Source organism: Niallia sp. (genome assembly GCF_031978665.1).
In the GTDB taxonomy this organism is placed as follows: domain Bacteria; phylum Bacillota; class Bacilli; order Bacillales; family Cytobacillaceae; genus Niallia.
Window position 1 is genome coordinate 35,084 of the sequence record NZ_DALZDK010000029.1, and the last position, 17,372, is coordinate 52,455.

Consider the following 17,372-nt stretch of genomic DNA (forward strand, 5'->3'; position numbering starts at 1 on the left):
AATAAAAAACGTGTTAAAAATAAGTAAAAAAACAGTGAAGAAAAGTTAATAAATGCGGGTGTAGTTTAATGGTAAAACCTCAGCCTTCCAAGCTGATGTCGTGGGTTCGATTCCCATCACCCGCTCCATACATACGCTCACAACGCAGTGTTTCGTTTCATTAAGAACGAAGCATTGCGTTTTTTATATTTTACGCAAAAAAACAGCAATGCTAGGAGAGTATGATCCTTTTTCAAGGCTCTCCTGACATTTTTATTCCACAATGGAAAAAGTAGCTTCTCCTCCATGCACTTGGACAAACATGTTAAGCAAGGATTCTACCATTTGTTCTGCTTTTTCATTTTCAATGGATGGCGGAAGGTAGATGACTTGTATAGCATTTTTCGTAGATGCTTGGACAGGTGCTCTGTCAGAATCGACAAAAGGGCTGCCAAATGGACCAAGCTCATCTTCCGATACAATTAAATGTTCAATAGAATTCATTCTTCCATTCAAACCAGCGTATTGTTCGTCCTCTTTTCCAATACGGATGTTTATATTTCCTTGAAGATTGGCACAATCATAAATACCGATAGGAACACCGTATTGCAGGGAAAAGAAGTTGTTGATATCAATACTACTATTGATTGACTGTAAGTAATTTTGCTTTTTGATTCGTCTAAGAAGGCTTTCCGCTGAATGACGATAGCGATTTGGATCCTTGCCTGTTTTTTTGAAGATTTCTCTCCATTCTTTTACAGAAGGAATTTCGGTCACATTGCTATCTTCCAAATCAAAAAAAATAGACTCTTGAAAAAGCCGCATCCGTCCCTTGATCATTTGTGGCGTGTCCATTACTTCCATGCCTTGATAATGAATGAAGCCAATCTTAAAAGTAGGAATCAATTGCTTAATCTGCTCTGAAATTGAAATATCCAATATATACACCTCCAATATAATTGTTGTCTATGTTATTCTATATTTTAGCGTAATCTTTATGAAAAACCAATGAAAAGGAAGGGGGGAGACCTTATGGATTACCGCGCATTAAAGAAAGATATAATTGAATATAGTAAAACAATCGGAATCGATAAAATAGGTTTTACAAGTGCTAGTACATTTGAAGAAATGAAAATTCGTTTAATAAGACAGCAGGAATTAAACTATCAATCTGGTTTTGAAGAGAAAGATATAGAGAAGCGGGTAGACCCCTCCCTTCTATTAGAACAACCAAAATCGATTATTTCGATAGCACTTGCTTATCCTTCTAAAATGAAGGAAAGAGTAGTCAGCAAAAAAGGAGAGCGCAGAGGAATTTTTTGTCGTGCTTCCTGGGGAACGGACTATCACATTGTTTTAAAAGATCGCTTGAAGAAGCTTGAAGATTATATAAAAGAAAGAATTCCGGATGCATTATGTAAATCGATGGTAGATACAGGGGAATTAGTGGATCGAGCGGTTGCACAGCGAGCGGGAATTGGCTGGTCAGCAAAAAATTGTGCTATTATTACACCGGAATTTGGTTCTTATGTTTATTTAGGTGAGATGATTACCAATCTACCATTAGAACCTGATAAGCCAATGGAAGATCAATGTGGTACCTGTAATAAATGCATTGAAGTTTGTCCAACAGGAGCTCTTATTCAAGGTGGACAGTTAAATGCCCAAAGATGTATCGCATTTCAAACGCAGACAAAGGGATTTCTTGCGGAAGAATTTAGAGAAAAGCTGGGTAATCGAATTTATGGCTGTGATACATGCCAAACCGTCTGTCCAAAAAATAAAGGAATCGATTTTCATAATCATCCAGAAATGGAGCCAGATCCAGAAATCGCAAAACCATTGCTCCAGCCACTTCTATTTATAAGCAATAAAGAATTTAAAGAAAAGTATGGGCATATTTCTGGTTCTTGGCGTGGAAAAAAGCCAATTCAACGTAATGCCATCATCGCACTTGCTCACTTTAAAGAAGAAGGAGCAGTCGGTGATTTAATTACCGTGATGAAAAAAGATCCAAGACCAGTTATTAGAGGAACAGCAGCTTGGGCATTAGGGAAAATTGGCGGCGATGACTCAATGACGGCCCTACAAGCTGCATCACAACAAGAAGACGATCAAGAGGTCTTACAAGAAATTGAAGATGCTTTACAACGTTTAGTGCATTAATTATCGAGCGCGGGTGAATGAACACTAATTTGCCTTGGAATAAGAGGAAAAGTGGTTTTCATCGGGTGAATGAACGCCGATTTTTCTTGTGGTAAGAGGGAAAGTGGTTTTCATCAGGAGAATGAACGCCGATTTTTCTTGTGGTAGGAGGGAAAGTGGTTTTCATTAGGTGGATGAACGCCGATTTTTCTTGTGGTAGGAGGGAAAGTGGTTTTCATTAGGAGAATGAACGCCACTTTTTCCTGAAGCAAGAGGGAAAGTGGTTTTCATTAGGTGGATGAACGCCGATTTTTCGTGGAGTAAGAGGGAAAGTGGTTTTCATTAGGAGAATGAACGCCACTTTTTCGTAGAGTAAGAAGGAAAGTGGTTTTCATCAGAGGAATGAACGCCACTTTTTCGTGGAGTAAGAAGAAAAGTGGTTTTCAACCATTTGTTAATAGTTAATATAAGACCAAAAAAGAAGGATATCCATGCCTTCTTTTTTTTGTACAGTTCTTCTCTCTTTAAACATAGTTATTAAAGAAGGGAGTAGATGGAATGAAACAACAATTAATGGAGCTAATTGAGAAAAGAATTCAGCAATGTGTTGCACGGGAAAGATCGACAATTGTGGATGAAAAATTAGAGCGAAAAAGAGATAGTCTGAATAGAAGAAATGCTGAGATAGTTCATGTGAAGGCGAAAGGAAAAATTGAAGAAATGCAAAAAAAGGAGGATGAGACTGAAGAATTGGTTTATACAGTCCATCTGCAATATTTCATCAAGCAAGGTGAGCTATTTTTCGTAGAAGAAGAGGTGGAAAATAGAAAGGGGATTTTCTATAAAGGAGTCTTAATTGAGGATAAAGAGATTGCTCCTGTCTATCCAGAATACAGAGAACATCCATTGTCTGAAGAATTTGGAAGCACGACAGAAGGCTGGAGCCGATATACGTATGATCGCCTTAAAGCCGTTCAATATGCGGAAAAATGGTGGAATAGCTATAATCCGAAATACCATCAATTCGAAGTGGATTGCACCAACTATATTTCCCAATGTTTGCATGAGGGAGGGGCTCCGATGCGAGGATATCCTAATCGCAATAAGGGCTGGTGGATGCAAAATAATAATTGGAGCTACAGCTGGTCAGTAGCCAATGCATTTCCCCGATATTTAGAAACCTCTACTACTGGCTTACGTGCAAAACAAGTGACTAGTGCAATGGAGCTAAAGCTTGGGGATGTCATTTGCTATGATTTTGAAGGCGATGGGAAATATAATCATACTACGATTGTTACAGGGAAGGATGCGAATGGAGAACCATTAGTAAATGCCCATACGTATAATAGTCGAATGCGCTACTGGAAATACGAAGATTCAACTGCCTATACTCCAAATATTAAATATAAATTTTTTACGATTATTGATGGCTGAGAAGCAAGAAATAACTCCTTCGCATTTCCCTTAGAGTAAGTGTATAATGGAACGGAAAGCAATAGTTAGAGGTGACAAACTTGGCCATACATATCGTCCTATACCAACCACAAATACCTTCCAATACAGGCAATATTGCACGAACATGTGCAGGAACAGACACTGTTCTTCATCTAATTCGTCCTTTTGGCTTCTCCACGGATGATAAAGCTTTAAAGAGAGCAGGCTTAGATTATTGGGAATTTGTAGAGATTCATTCTTATGACTCGTTAGATGAATTTTACGAAAAAAATGAAGGTGGTTCGTTTTATTATATTACGAAGTCAGGAGAAACTCCTTATGCCTCCTTCGATTACAGTGACATAAACAAAGATCATTACTTTATATTTGGAAGTGAAACAACAGGTCTTCCTCCAGAGGTTATCCGGAATAATGTAGATAGAACAGTACGAATTCCGATGACAGGTAATATACGTGCTTTTAATCTTTCGAATACAGCGGCAGTTCTTATTTATGAGGCATTAAGACAACAAAATTTTGGGCATTTAAAAAAATAATACTGAAACAATAGCGAGTGTAAATCAGAATAGATTTATACTCTTTTTTATTTTGATAATAAAATGACTAGAGTTCACGGTAGGAACCAGAACCGAAATATGATTGTTTATATTAGCTCATAAGCAAAGCAACTGGGCTAATTCTTTTTATCATGACGATTATTAGTATATTATTAGGCTATAGTCATTATCAGAAATAGTTCACTAAAACTTTTAAGGAGAGATTATCCATGAATCAAGCAATCGAAACGATACTCAATCATCGATCTGTCAGAAAATTTACCGATAAGGAGTTAACCGAAGACCAAATTCGTCTCCTTGTGGAAGCTGCTCAAAGTGCTTCTACCTCTAGCTTTGTTCAAGCTTATAGTATTATCGGCGTGAAGGATAGGGAGAAAAAGAAAAAATTAGCGGAACTAGCGGGAAATCAGCAGTATGTTGAAAACAATGGCCATTTGTTTATTTTCTGTGCGGATTTATATCGCCATACAGTCGCTGCAGAAATGGAAGGGAAAAAAGAAGCAGCACTGGATTCGATTGAAAGCACCGAAAAGTTTATGGTTAGTCTAATAGATGTTGCATTAGCATCGCAAAATATGGCTATTGCCGCGGAATCATTAGGACTTGGCATTTGTTACATAGGTGGTATTCGCAATAATTTAGTAGAAGTGAGTCAATTATTAAAAACACCAGATCATGTTTTACCGGTATTTGCTTTAGTTGTAGGTTATCCAGACCAGCAAACAGAGAAAAAACCACGAGCTCCCTTTCATCACGTTTATCACGAAAATGAATACGAGCAAGATACGGAACAATATAAACAAGAGCTGCAGGAGTATAATAATGAAATCTCTGCCTATTATCAGGAAAGAACCAATGGATCGAGAACAGATACATGGACAGCACAGATGGCTGGTAATTTTGAGCAAAAATCACGTATGTATATGAAAGAATTTGTTCAACAGAAGAAATTTGATTTGAAATAATCAATGGCTAGCCTATATAAATTTTAATCCTAAAAACAGCATCGGAGTGAACCGATGCTGTTTTTTATTAGAATCACCAAACATGAAAATATTTCCTATTTAATAATAATTGTTATTCTATAGCGGTTCTCCGTGTCAAAGATGCGGTTTTCCCCTTATGGTTTAGGTTCTTTAAAAAAACTATTCTTTCTTTTAAGCATGTTCGCATTCGCTGGTGCATAGATTATATTAATCGTCTCTGATAATGTGACAGGGGAGGTCCATATGAATATATTAAAGAAAATCGAGATGTATAGACAAGAAGAAGAGTTGTTGAAGTGGGAAGGGACATTTGGAGAGTACTTAGAAATTTTGAAGGAAAAGCCATGGGTAGCACAATCAGCGCATTCTAGAGTATATAACATGATTAAAGATGCTGGTATTGATGAAGTGAATGGGAAAAAGCAATATAAATTTTTCTCTGATCAGCTCTTCGGATTAGAAGAGCCATTAGAAAAGCTAGTGGAAGAGTATTTCCATCCAGCTGCAAAGCGCTTAGATGTAAGAAAACGTATTTTACTACTTATGGGTCCAGTCAGCGGTGGTAAATCTACGTTAGTAACGATGCTGAAAAGAGGCTTAGAAGCATATACGTACACAGAGCGTGGAGCTGTTTATGCGATCAAAGGTTGCCCAATGCATGAGGATCCGCTTCATATGATTCCACATAGTCTAAGAAAAGATTTCTTTGATGAATATGGAATTCGCATTGAAGGAAATTTATCGCCACTTAATATGATGAGATTGCAAGAAGAATATAATGGAAGAATTGAAGATGTCATGGTAGAAAGGGTATTTTTCTCGGAAGATAAACGAACTGGGATTGGAACCTTTAGTCCATCTGATCCGAAGTCACAAGATATTGCGGATTTAACAGGAAGCATTGATTTCTCTACCATTGCTGAATATGGATCTGAATCAGATCCACGTGCCTATCGTTTTGATGGAGAGCTAAATAAAGCGAATCGAGGCATGATGGAGTTCCAAGAGATGTTAAAATGTGATGAGAAGTTCTTATGGCATTTATTATCATTAACGCAAGAAGGAAACTTTAAGGCAGGAAGATTTGCCCTTATTTCTGCAGATGAGTTAATTGTCGCTCATACGAATGAAACAGAGTATCGCTCCTTTATTTCTAATAAAAAGAACGAAGCATTGCATTCTCGTATCATTGTAATGCCAGTTCCATATAATTTAAAAGCTTCTGAAGAAGAAAGAATCTATGAAAAAATGATTCGAGAAAGCGACGTTTCGAATGTGCATATTGCTCCACATACGTTAAAAATTGCTGCCATATTTACGATCTTAACTAGATTGAAGGAGCCGAAAAAAGGTGATATTGATTTAGTGAAGAAAATGCGCTTATATGATGGGGAAAGTGTGGAAGGCTTCAGTTCTGCTGATTTAAAGGAACTGCAAAACGAATATGGCGATGAAGGAATGAGTGGAATCGACCCACGTTATGTCATCAACCGTATTTCTTCCACGATTATTCGCAAGGATGTAACAAGCATTAATGCACTGGATGTGCTTTTATCGATAAAAGAAGGATTGGATCAGCATTCTTCCATTACCAATGAGTTGAAAGAAAAGTACTTAAACTGCATTTCCTTAGCAAGAAAAGAATACGACGAAATTGCTAAGAAAGAAGTACAAAAGGCATTTGTTTATTCTTATGAAGAGTCTGCTAAAACGTTAATGGATAATTACTTAGACAACGTAGAAGCGTACTGCAATAAAAATAAGTTGCGTGATCCATTAACTGGTGATGCGATTAATCCAGATGAAAAACTAATGCGTTCCATTGAAGAACAAATTGGGATTTCCGAAAATGCGAAAAAATCATTCCGTGAAGAAATACTCATCCGTATTTCCGCTTATGCAAGAAAAGGAAAACGATTTGATTATAACTCTCATGATCGCTTACGTGAAGCTATCCAGAAGAAGTTATTTGCCGATCTGAAAGATGTCGTTAAAATCACCACTTCCACGAAAACTCCAGATGAACAGCAATTGAAGAAAGTAAACGAAGTGGTTGCGCGCCTAATTGATGAACATGGATATAATTCCACATCCGCCAATGAATTATTGCGTTATGTAGGAAGTTTATTGAATCGTTAAATAATTGGTCGAGGGAGGAACAGGCTAAATGGCGTCTGTTCCTCTTTTGCCTAGTAGGATTTAGAAAAAGCTAAGGACTTAATTGAATTTTGGAATCGAAACCGTGAAAAAGCCATTTTCTAAAAAAAGTAAAATTATCAAAATTATTAGTAAATTATTTCGTCCATCTGCATATGATAGAGTAATCACTTTATTTAGGTATAGCGATACCCAAATTAGTGTATGCGAGAATCACTTCATACGTGCACAAAAGGATAAAAAACTTTTTAGGAGGGGTAAGATGACGGAAAAACCGAATAAGCATCAGTTTGTAATATCCCAAGAAAATTGGTCCCTCCATCGCAAAGGCCATGATGATCAGCAACGCCATCAAGAAAAAGTGCAGGAAGCCATTAAAAATAACCTACCTGATTTAATTACAGAAGAAAATATCGTCATGTCAAATGGTAGAGAAGTTGTGAAAATTCCCATTCGTTCATTAGACGAATACAAAATTCGATATAATTATGATAAAAACAAACATGTAGGGCAAGGAAATGGAGACAGTCAGGTTGGCGATGTGGTCGCACGCGATGGATCTGGAGATAAAAAGGGCCCAGGAAAAGGGCAAGGAGCAGGAGATCAAGCTGGTGAAGATTACTTTGAGGCAGAAGTATCTTTAATGGAATTAGAAGAAGCTTTATTCAAGCAATTAGAATTGCCGAATTTAAAAAGGAAAGAACAGGACCAAATTGTTGTGGAGAATATCGAATTTAATGATATTCGAAAAGTAGGATTGATGGGGAATATTGATAAGAAAAAAACAATGATATCAGCCTTTAAGCGTAATGCAATGTCGGGAATACCAGCTTTTCATCCTATTTATCCAGAGGATTTAAAATTTAAAACATGGAATGAAGTGCAAAAACCAGAATCAAAAGCAGTCGTCCTTGCGATGATGGATACGAGCGGATCGATGGGTCTATGGGAAAAGTATATGGCAAGAAGCTTTTTCTTCTGGATGACAAGATTTCTTCGTACCAAATACGAAACAGTGGAAATTGAATTCATTGCCCATCATACAGAAGCAAAAGTTGTTTCAGAGGAAGACTTCTTTTCTAAAGGAGAAAGCGGAGGGACGATTTGTTCTTCTGTATATAGAAAAGCATTAGAATTAATTGACGATAAATATGATCCTGGTCGATTTAATATTTATCCATTCCATTTCTCAGATGGAGATAATTTAACATCAGATAATGCTAGATGTGTAAAATTAGTAGAAGAGCTGATGAAGGTTTCTAATATGTTTGGATATGGGGAAGTCAACCAATACAATCGACACAGTACCCTTATGTCTGCTTACAAAAACATTCAAGATGAAAAATTCCGGTACTACTTACTAAGACAAAAAGCTGATGTATTTAATGCGATGACTAGTTTCTTCCGAAAAGAGGAAGAGGGACAGATGTATGCATAAAGGATGAATGCACAACTCACTTTTGGGTTGTGTTTTTTCAATTAAGGATGATAGAAAAATGAATTATGAAGTCTTTTAATGTGCTTTTTTCTTCTTCTTTTCAAGATAAGACAAAATCGTAGTTTTCAATGAAGCATAGGATCCAATCGCGGAATAACCATAAAACCAACCCATAAATAATCCAGCAACGAGACTATGTCTATGACTAATGAAGACAGAGATGAATAATCCTAAAGCTAAAGCTATGGTTGGAACATATTTTTTCGGTATGTTAAAAAAAATCTTGATTAATTGCGTAATAATCATCACTACAGGAACGGCAATTACGGCATCCCAAAAATTTGTTTGAATGGTAGGGAAATCCATTCCATGCACCACCTTTTAAAAATTAGTATTCCATGTCCTTACTAACCTATACTAAATGGAAAATTTGTTCTGGGAAAAGTACCTTAAACATGGAATAAACAGCTTTATGAAGTGCATATTAATGCAGAGGTGGTCAGTTAATGGAAAAAAATAAAATGGAGAAACGGTTTTTAAGAGGATTACTTATTGGAAATTTATTGATCCTGCTGCCGATTTTATATAGAAAACCCCCAATTAGAGATTGGATTATTGTTTATGTGTATAATGCTATTACAAATGGTTTACTTGATATGCTATTAACACACCATAAAGTCATTAGATACCCAGTTCGCTTTTTGCCCAAGAAATTTAAAATTCATATATTATTTGATTTTTTAATTTATCCTACATTTACAGTTTTTTACAATCAGTTAACGAAGAAAGATAAACCTTTCGTTGTTATTTATAAATTAGTTTTATTTACTATACCTCCTTTTTTTATTGAATTATGGGCAGAGAGAAAAACAAAGTTAATTGAATGGAAAGAAGGATGGAGATGGTATCATACTTATTTTAGTATTATTCTTAAATCTCTTTTAACAAGATTAGTGATCGAAGCACTAAGGAAACTAAAATTTCTAACTGAATAACAAGTGTATGCTCGTTTTATAGTTTATCTACTTTCTAATATGGGGAAAATAAATTAAATAAACTAAATCTTTCTACCCCATTTTAAAAGAAATGATAGTTATTTCCTTCTTTTTATTGTAAAATTGCGAAGTAGAATAGAGAATTAACGTATCGATTATTTAGTTATTGTTCATACATAATGTGCGTGGTTAGGATGTATTTAGTAATCCTAAGAAAGGAAAGCAAATGACGAAAATCGTAAATATCATTCTTTTAATTAATGTTATTGGAATTGTTCTATATGCAGCCGGCGTCCTTAATACGGATATTTTCAGAGTGGAGTTTTTATCCTCTGGTGTTATTATGCTTCTTTTTGGTTTAAGAGATGTTGTTAGAGATGTGAAAAGAAGACGACGTTAATGTTTGGTTAAAGTAGTTGGAAGTCCATACACAGCTCTTCTTAAAAAGAGGAGGAGGGAGCAAAAAAATGAAGCCTATTTATCGATGGATATATATTTTTTTAGGAACAGTTTTTTTGATTTTAGGGATAATGGGAGTATTTTTACCATTGTTGCCAACTACACCATTTTTATTACTAACTTCCTACTTTTATACGAGAGGTTCTGAGCGCTTAAATAAATGGTTTCGTTCGACTACATTTTACCATGAGTATGTGAAAGGATTTCGCAAAGGAGAGTTGACTAAAAAGCAAAAGATAAAAATAATTATCTCTTGTTATATTTGCTTAGCAATTAGCGCTGTTCTTGTTGATAATCTCTATACTCGAATTATTTTGGGCTGCATTGCGATTGTCCAAGCAATATCGATGTTTATCATAAAGACAAAAAAAGAAAATCCAGAAGTAATGATAAAGAAATAAGAATTAGCCAATGGATGGACCTGTTTTCAGGTAGATCCTTTTTTTATTTTTTTTAATATATACTGATAAAAGAGGAGAATAGCGACTTTCCTTTTATATGTTAAAAGTTGAAAAAATAACCTAATTACTAGTAAAATGAAAATCTAGTAGTTTCTAAGAAAAACACTCATGATATTTCCACAGTAATACTACATATCCGTTGGAGGTAAAAATGAATAAGATTTCACAAGCCGAAGCAGTCAAATTAAAGAGCGTTTTGTCTAAAAGAATCCATGAACTAGAAGAGGAAATGGATAGAGTTGCTTTTGTGCAAATAGAAGCAGGTAAATCTATTCCGAAGCAAAAACGAACGATTCTTGATGTAGAGCAGGAGATAGAAGAGGTACGTACTGATTATCGATTGCTTGATAAACTAATGTATCGTGCCAATATTGAAAACGAAATAAGCTATGAAAATACGAATATCTCGATAGTAGAAGCAATTGAGCTTGCAACACAGCTTCGTGCAAAAGCAAGAAAATACAAGGAGTTTGCTGCAGCGGAAAAGGAAGAATACGTTTATTCCTATGGCGAAGCAGTACAACTAATGAAGGTCGCAACCTTTGAACCAGAAGATTATCGTTTGAAAAGTCTTGAATGTGAAAAAAAAGCAAACCGTTTATCAAACTTGATTAATAGTAAAAACTATCAAATTGAACTAGAATTTGATGGGGAAAAATATTTTTAAGATTATTTACCTTGAATAGGTGAGACTCCTATTCAAGGATAGAAGGATCCGCTCAATTTGTGTACAAAGGTACGTTTAAATGGTACTGGCTAAACCGATGACCACTAACCCATTAATCGTTCACCCTTTATCCTTGACCAATTATTGCAATGGCGGTCGCAGACCATTATAGTCCTCTATATCCTTCTAGGAAGAAACCAGCCAAAGAATAGAATCTATTCTTTGGCTGGTTTTATTTAAGATTACATATTTCTTTGTTTTAAATGATAACTTAGAGCAGCTAAAAGAAATTACGCAAATCCAAGAACTGGATGAGGAACATATGGCTTTTCTAAGCTAGCAATTTCTTCTTGTGTCAATCCTATTGAAAGAGCAGCAACTGCATCGTCTAGATGATGAAGCTTCGTAGCACCGATGATAGGTGCAGTAACAGGCTCTTTTTGTAAAACCCATGCAAGTGCAACTTGTGCACGAGGCACGTCGCGTTTTTCTGCTATTGCTTTCACACGTTCTACTACTTGGCGGTCCGCTTCCTCAGTGTTAGAATATAACGTTTTTCCGAATTCATCAGACTCTTTACGAATACTTGTTTCTTCCCAATCTCTAGTTAAGCGGCCGCGTGCCATTGGACTCCATGGAATAACCCCAATTCCTTCTTCTTTACAGAGGGGAAGCATTTCCCGTTCCTCTTCCCGGTAGAGAAGGTTTAAGTAGTTTTGCATGGATATGAAACGTGTCCAGCCATGCTTTTCAGCAGTATAATTTGCTTTCAGAAATTGCCATGCATACATGGAAGAAGCACCAATATAGCGTGCTTTTCCGGCTTTGACTACATCGTGTAATGCTTCCATTGTTTCTTCAATTGGAGTTTTGTAATCCCATCTATGTATCTGATAGAGATCGACATAATCGGTACCAAGTCTTTTTAGACTATTGTCAATTTCACTCATAATTGCTTTTCGAGAAAGCCCAGCGCCATTGGCACCTGGACGCATCCTGCCATTTACCTTTGTGGCAAGAACAACTTCATCACGATTCGTAAAGTCACGCAATGCCCGTCCTACAATTTCTTCACTTGAACCATCAGAGTAGACATTTGCCGTATCAAAAAAATTAATGCCAAGCTCCAGCGCTTTTTTGATAAATGGACGACTTTCGCTTTCTGTTAATGTCCATGCATGTCCACCACGATCGGGTTCACCATAACTCATACAACCTAGACAAAGACGAGAGACTTCTAAACCAGTAGTACCTAATTTAATATAATCCATTTGCTACTCCTCCTTTTGATTTTATTATAAAGAGTGGTTAGTAATAATGCGAAGGATATGAATTATACTTTTAATAGAGTATTCCGTTATTTTGATATAGAAAATTCTTTCACAGTTTGAATCTATATTAATTTAAAAGAAAGTGACGACATTATTGCCGCAACAGATGTATCGAGAGATGAACAAGTTGAGGGCAATATAAACCAAACAGTTGAGAAATAAGGAATCTTGACAGAACTGCGAAACTTTATTTTTTTGTTATTACTTAGGGCGGCATACCTTTAATAAATTTAACCCCGTAAATTATCTGAAATAATCAATCTTTTTAATTGAGAATTATTATCATTTGTTGTATATTAGATAGTACGATACAAATAAGGGGATAAGGAGAATATATAATGCAAATATACTGGACTAAGATAAATAAGATTATTGAGGAAACGCCTGAGGTTAAAACATACCTGCTCGACTGTCCGAAAGACTTTACATGGGAAGAAGGCTCCCATACTCATTTCGCACTGAAAGGTTTCAATGCCGGAGACAAACCAAACCGTAGCCTGATTCGCCATATGTCAATCTCCTCTTTACCGCACGAAAATGCAATCGCAATTACAACACGCATCAGAGAGCAGTGCTCTGAGTTTAAATCGATTTTAAGAAATCTTGAAGTCGGCAATGAAGTTGCAATCTTTAAAACGCACTCGAATTTACCGCTGAACAGAGAGGGGAAAAATGTGTACCTGCTGTCATCAGGTGTTGGTTTGGCAACTTTTAGACCGATTGTACTGGAGTATTTCGAACGTGCTGACAACGTCAATCACATTCATTCTCTAAACATTGATTCATCAAAAGCTTTCTTATTCACCAATATTTTTAAATCTGCACCTGACAAGAAGTTCACGGCTCAGTTCGTCGATAACCGTAAAGACTATTATGAAGAAGTGAAAAATCTTGCTGCAGACAAGGATGGGCACTTCTATGTTGTTGGCAGCGACGACTTCCTTGTGCAGAACATTGAAGTACTGCGTGAGCAGGGTATCAAGCCAGAACAGATTATGCTCGATAAGCGTGAAAATGAACTGTCTAAGTTTTTTAATCAATTAAATTAGAAGTGTATTGATAGGTAACTGATACTTCTGTGGTACAGCTACATTTATCATTTGAATATTTCGATTGGGAACAAGAACGAAAAAAAGGACTGGCCACAGTCCTTCTCTATTTAAACCATCCTTTTTCTTTAAATCTTGTGATGGCTTCTATTCGGTTTTTCACTTCCAGTTTATCGAGTATCATGCTGATATAGTTTCGCACTGTTCCTGTCTTAATGGATAGTTCTTGGGCGATTTCTTTTGTATTTTTGCCATTTGCTACTAGAGTAAGCACTTCTTTTTCTCGCTCTGTAAGGGGATTTTCTTCTTTGTATACATCATCCACCAATTCTGGTGCGTAAATTCTTCTTCCTTCCATCACACTGCGGATGCTGTTTGCCAAATCGTCGCTTGGGCTGTCCTTAAGCAAATAGGCTGATACGCCAGCTTTCAATGCTCGCTGGAAATAGCCGGATCTGGCAAAGGTAGTTAAAATAATGACTTTGCAAGGGTGGGTCATGAGTTCTTCCGCTGCTTCTAATCCTGTTTTAGCAGGCATTTCTATATCCATTATACATATATCAGGATTTTTTTCTTTGACTAGCTGGATAGCTTCTTCCCCATTGTTTGCTTTGCCGACAACCGTGATATCCTCTTCCAAATCAAGCAATGAACCCAATGCACCTAAAAGAAGGCGTTGGTCTTCGGCAATGACAATCCGGATCATAATATATCCTCCCTTTCTATTATTTTTCCATCTTGTGGAACGGCTATTGTTACTATCGTTCCCTCATTCGCAGTAATCTCTATAGTACCGTTGATAAATTCCAATCTTTCTCTCATGCCCGCTAATCCGTTTCCTTTGTGAGCATTTTCTTCCTTAAACGGAGTGGTTCCATTATCTTTGATTTCCATGATTGTTTCTTTTTTATTTTGGCTGATGCTGATGAAGCAAGCGGTGGCATTGCTATGTCGAACCACATTGGTAACGGCTTCTTTTAAGCACATGCTTATAATGTTTTCTGCAATCGATGAAACTTTTAGATTGGAAGCTATATCAGAAGTTAGGCTTATTTCAGCCGCTTCTAATAATTTTTTTACGAGAAGGAGCTCGTCTTTTAATTTTATGCCTCGCATTTCAGATACCATTTTTCGGACTTCGTTTAATGCTGTTCTAGAAGCATGCTGAATATCTTTCAGTTCCGAGCGGGCTTGTTCTGGGTCTTTATAGACTAATTTTCTTGCTAAATCACTTTTTAAGCCAATAAGGGATAGCTTTTGGCCAAGTGTATCATGAAGGTCTCTGGCAATGCGTTGTCTTTCCTCTAGTTTAACTAAATGAGAAATGCGCTTATTCGCATCTTCTAGTTTTTCCTGTAGCTGATCCTTTTCTTTGCGGTTATGGATGGTCAGAGGCAATAAGATAACGCCAAACCAGATAATCAGCACGAAAGGAAGCTGCTTTAACAGCAAGGGATCTCCTATGATAATTTTGAAATAAATGGCGAATGTTGTAATGGCCAAATGTATAAAGTATAGGATGAAAAATGGAATTTGTTTTTTGATATTGCCGATAAAATAGGAAAGAAAAAAGGAAAAATACACATAGCTGTATGCATAAATGGCAGTAGTGGAAATCCCGATCAATAAGGATGGCCATAAATAGATTGTCCAGCCTTTGGAAAGATAAGCTATTCTGTAAAATAGAAAAAATAAAATGGTAAGGATGATGCCAGATATAACATCAACTGCTGAAGAGGCATGGAAAATAAAATAAAATGGCAAAATAGTAAGCAATGTCCAAATATAAGGAGAAATGCCAGTGCTCTTTTTTAGTATCTCTAATCTTTTTATCATTCGTTTCTAACCTCGTTATTTATTGGCTGTCATTCATCTATTTTAACATAGTCGAGCAGCAATTAATGGCATAAAACCGTATAATTGCTGCTCAGAATTAAAGAGATATCTTCCTGTTTATTGTATTTCTGTGGCAGACATGGAAAGGGATTTTTTTTGTTTTTTCCATTCATAAAAACTGATAAACTTCTTGTCTTTTTCGTCCCACAAACGGAATTTTAAAGAACGAAGACTACTTGTCAGTGTTATAGTTGGAACATTTTGCAGGGGCTCCGTCTGTTTATGGACTACCTCTAAGTTGTAATTAGGAACCCTTGGACTTAAATGATGCACATGGTGGTAGCCGATATTGCCAGTCAGCCATTGCATCCATTTTGGAAGGCGATAGAATGAGCTTCCTTCTACAGCGGCCTTAACATAATCCCAATTTTTATCTTCCTCAAAATAAGTGTCTTCAAAAGTATGCTGTACATAAAATAGCCATACTCCAACAGAGCCGGATATAAGAAAAATCGGCAGCTGTACAAGCAAGAAAGAAGACCAGCCAAGCGTACTTCCAAGAAGCACAGCCAATAATACAATGGAAATATTTGTTACGTACGTATTTAGCCTTTCCTTCGATCTAGCCCCTTTACGGTTGAATCGATTAGCTATAAGGAATTCATAAATTGGTCCTAATATAAACATAATGAATGGATTACGGTACAAACGATATTTGATTTTTAACGACATAGAGGCATTTTCATATTCCTCTATCGTCATCATCCATAAATCGCCGACTCCGCGCTTATCCAGATTACTGCTTGTTGCATGGTGAACAGAATGGCTATGCTGCCATTTGCTATAGGGGAATAAGGTTAAGATCCCAGTAATAGTTCCTAAAATCCTATTGGCTTTACGGTTCTTAAAGAAAGAATAGTGGCAGCAATCATGAAAAATGATAAAAATCCTTACCAAAAATCCTGCTGCAGCTATCGCGATCACAAAGGTTAAAATATAAGAAATACTTAAGCTTTTGTAAGCTGCAAACCAGAGTAAAACGAAAGGCAGAATAGTATTGGCAAGCTGCCAGACACTTATCTTTACAGTGGATTTCTCAAAAGGCGCTACAGCAGTTCTCAATTGTTTTAAGTTTTTTATATTCATTATTTGCTTCCCTTCTGTTAATAGATATCTATAGTATAAATATATACCAAACATATTTGCAGACATACATGTCATGTTTGGTACATGACATTTGTCATATAGCGATATACTCTTCTTGAAATGTCCAGTAAGAAAGGGGGAAGCGTAAGTTAAAATATTATAACCACCGAGAGTATTGCTTAGCAATCCAATGAGAATAAATATAATACAAAATAGAGGTTGCAAATTTTTCCATCCTGTAATAGAATATAAAAAAAATTGATTATTAAAAGCTTTGACAAGGACATGAGCTACTATTTCGGTTTCCAGAGAGGGGAGAATTGCTGAAAACTTCCTAACGCAGAAAAGTATCTTACCGCCTTTGAGCTGTATTGGGGAACCTTTTAGTATCCAATGCCGTAGACGCAAATGTTATTGCACCAAGCCATGAGAAAATAACTGAACTGTGCTTTTTTCATGGGAATTTGGGTGGAACCACGGGTAAACGCACTCGTCCCTTTCTTTAGGGATGAGTGCGTTTTTTGTTTATAATTTCATAAAAAAGCGATGAAAAGGACATGAATTATTTTTACTGTTATCAGAGAGGGAAGAACAGGTGCGAGCTTCCTAGCAAAGGAAAATAATTTACCACCTTTGAGCTATATTGGTGAACTAGAAGTAATCAATATCGTTTATGCAACGTTACTGCACCAAGCCATAAGAAAACCACTA

At 36.4% G+C, this 17,372-nt stretch carries 17 protein-coding genes, 1 tRNA gene and 1 other annotated feature (1 of these 19 cut by a window edge); of the genes, 12 read left to right on the plus strand and 6 right to left on the minus strand.

The window, feature by feature from the left end; genetic code table 11:
* Positions 1–54 precede the first annotated feature (54 nt).
* Positions 55–128: transfer RNA gene (locus tag RTL21_RS15845), tRNA-Gly, on the plus strand.
* Between the two features lie 124 nt (positions 129–252).
* Here the strand turns inward: RTL21_RS15845 and RTL21_RS15850 are convergent.
* The gene (locus tag RTL21_RS15850; protein WP_312097128.1) at positions 253–918 is read right to left on the minus strand and encodes a B3/B4 domain-containing protein; all 666 of its coding nucleotides are present in this window, start codon (positions 916–918) and stop codon (positions 253–255) included.
* 93 nt (positions 919–1,011) lie between these two features.
* On the opposite strand from RTL21_RS15850, the gene queG reads away from it, so the two are divergent.
* From queG to yhbH, 6 genes are all read left to right on the plus strand, one after another.
* Positions 1,012–2,145: a tRNA epoxyqueuosine(34) reductase QueG gene (gene queG, locus RTL21_RS15855; protein ID WP_312097130.1), complete on the plus strand. Its 1,134-nt coding sequence runs from the start codon at positions 1,012–1,014 to the stop codon at positions 2,143–2,145.
* A 537-nt stretch (positions 2,146–2,682) separates the two neighbouring features.
* Positions 2,683–3,558, plus strand: coding sequence for an amidase domain-containing protein (locus RTL21_RS15860; protein ID WP_312097132.1), 876 nt, complete (start codon positions 2,683–2,685; stop codon positions 3,556–3,558).
* 80 nt (positions 3,559–3,638) lie between these two features.
* Complete coding sequence (trmL, locus tag RTL21_RS15865) at positions 3,639–4,115, plus strand: tRNA (uridine(34)/cytosine(34)/5-carboxymethylaminomethyluridine(34)-2'-O)-methyltransferase TrmL (RefSeq protein ID WP_312097134.1); 477 nt, start codon at positions 3,639–3,641, stop codon at positions 4,113–4,115.
* Positions 4,116–4,345: 230 nt separating this feature from the next.
* Complete coding sequence (gene nfsA, locus RTL21_RS15870) at positions 4,346–5,101, plus strand: oxygen-insensitive NADPH nitroreductase (protein ID WP_312097136.1); 756 nt, start codon at positions 4,346–4,348, stop codon at positions 5,099–5,101.
* 264 nt (positions 5,102–5,365) lie between these two features.
* Positions 5,366–7,261, plus strand: a complete 1,896-nt coding sequence (locus tag RTL21_RS15875) for a PrkA family serine protein kinase (RefSeq protein WP_312097138.1) — start codon at positions 5,366–5,368, stop codon at positions 7,259–7,261.
* Positions 7,262–7,541: 280 nt separating this feature from the next.
* Positions 7,542–8,717, plus strand: a complete 1,176-nt coding sequence (gene yhbH, locus RTL21_RS15880; RefSeq protein ID WP_312097139.1) for a sporulation protein YhbH — start codon at positions 7,542–7,544, stop codon at positions 8,715–8,717.
* Positions 8,718–8,792: 75 nt separating this feature from the next.
* Here the strand turns inward: yhbH and RTL21_RS15885 are convergent, their stop codons facing one another.
* Entirely contained in the window at positions 8,793–9,083 is a 291-nt protein-coding gene (locus RTL21_RS15885) for a hypothetical protein (RefSeq protein WP_312097140.1), read from the minus strand.
* Between the two features lie 140 nt (positions 9,084–9,223).
* On the opposite strand from RTL21_RS15885, the gene RTL21_RS15890 reads away from it, so the two are divergent.
* The 4 genes from RTL21_RS15890 to RTL21_RS15905 all read left to right on the plus strand — a co-directional run bounded on the left by RTL21_RS15890 (position 9,224) and on the right by RTL21_RS15905 (position 11,299).
* On the plus strand, positions 9,224–9,712 hold the full coding sequence (locus RTL21_RS15890) for a CBO0543 family protein (RefSeq protein WP_312097142.1): 489 nt from the start codon (positions 9,224–9,226) through the stop codon (positions 9,710–9,712).
* A gap of 226 nt (positions 9,713–9,938) precedes the next feature.
* Positions 9,939–10,112, plus strand: a complete 174-nt coding sequence (locus tag RTL21_RS15895) for a hypothetical protein (RefSeq protein ID WP_312097144.1) — start codon at positions 9,939–9,941, stop codon at positions 10,110–10,112.
* Between the two features lie 67 nt (positions 10,113–10,179).
* Complete coding sequence (locus tag RTL21_RS15900; protein ID WP_312097146.1) at positions 10,180–10,572, plus strand: DUF454 family protein; 393 nt, start codon at positions 10,180–10,182, stop codon at positions 10,570–10,572.
* Positions 10,573–10,783: 211 nt separating this feature from the next.
* A complete protein-coding gene (locus RTL21_RS15905) occupies positions 10,784–11,299 on the plus strand; it encodes a hypothetical protein (RefSeq protein WP_312097148.1) in 516 nt (171 codons plus the stop codon).
* A 290-nt stretch (positions 11,300–11,589) separates the two neighbouring features.
* On the opposite strand, the gene RTL21_RS15910 is transcribed toward RTL21_RS15905, so the two are convergent.
* Complete coding sequence (locus RTL21_RS15910) at positions 11,590–12,570, minus strand: aldo/keto reductase (RefSeq protein WP_312097150.1); 981 nt, start codon at positions 12,568–12,570, stop codon at positions 11,590–11,592.
* Between the two features lie 398 nt (positions 12,571–12,968).
* Between RTL21_RS15910 and RTL21_RS15915 the strand changes: the two genes are divergently transcribed.
* On the plus strand, positions 12,969–13,679 hold the full coding sequence (locus RTL21_RS15915) for a dihydropteridine reductase (protein ID WP_312097152.1): 711 nt from the start codon (positions 12,969–12,971) through the stop codon (positions 13,677–13,679).
* Between the two features lie 106 nt (positions 13,680–13,785).
* Here the strand turns inward: RTL21_RS15915 and RTL21_RS15920 are convergent, their stop codons facing one another.
* The 3 genes from RTL21_RS15920 to desA all read right to left on the minus strand — a co-directional run bounded on the left by RTL21_RS15920 (position 13,786) and on the right by desA (position 16,661).
* Positions 13,786–14,385, minus strand: a complete 600-nt coding sequence (locus RTL21_RS15920; RefSeq protein WP_312097153.1) for a response regulator transcription factor — start codon at positions 14,383–14,385, stop codon at positions 13,786–13,788.
* Positions 14,382–15,515, minus strand: coding sequence for a sensor histidine kinase (locus RTL21_RS15925; RefSeq protein WP_312097155.1), 1,134 nt, complete (start codon positions 15,513–15,515; stop codon positions 14,382–14,384). Before RTL21_RS15925 ends, RTL21_RS15920 begins: the two co-directional genes overlap by 4 nt.
* Before the next feature lie 117 nt (positions 15,516–15,632).
* Complete coding sequence (gene desA, locus RTL21_RS15930; RefSeq protein WP_312097157.1) at positions 15,633–16,661, minus strand: Delta(5) desaturase DesA; 1,029 nt, start codon at positions 16,659–16,661, stop codon at positions 15,633–15,635.
* A gap of 537 nt (positions 16,662–17,198) precedes the next feature.
* Positions 17,199–17,372: a binding site (T-box leader), on the plus strand; it runs 54 nt beyond the window's last position.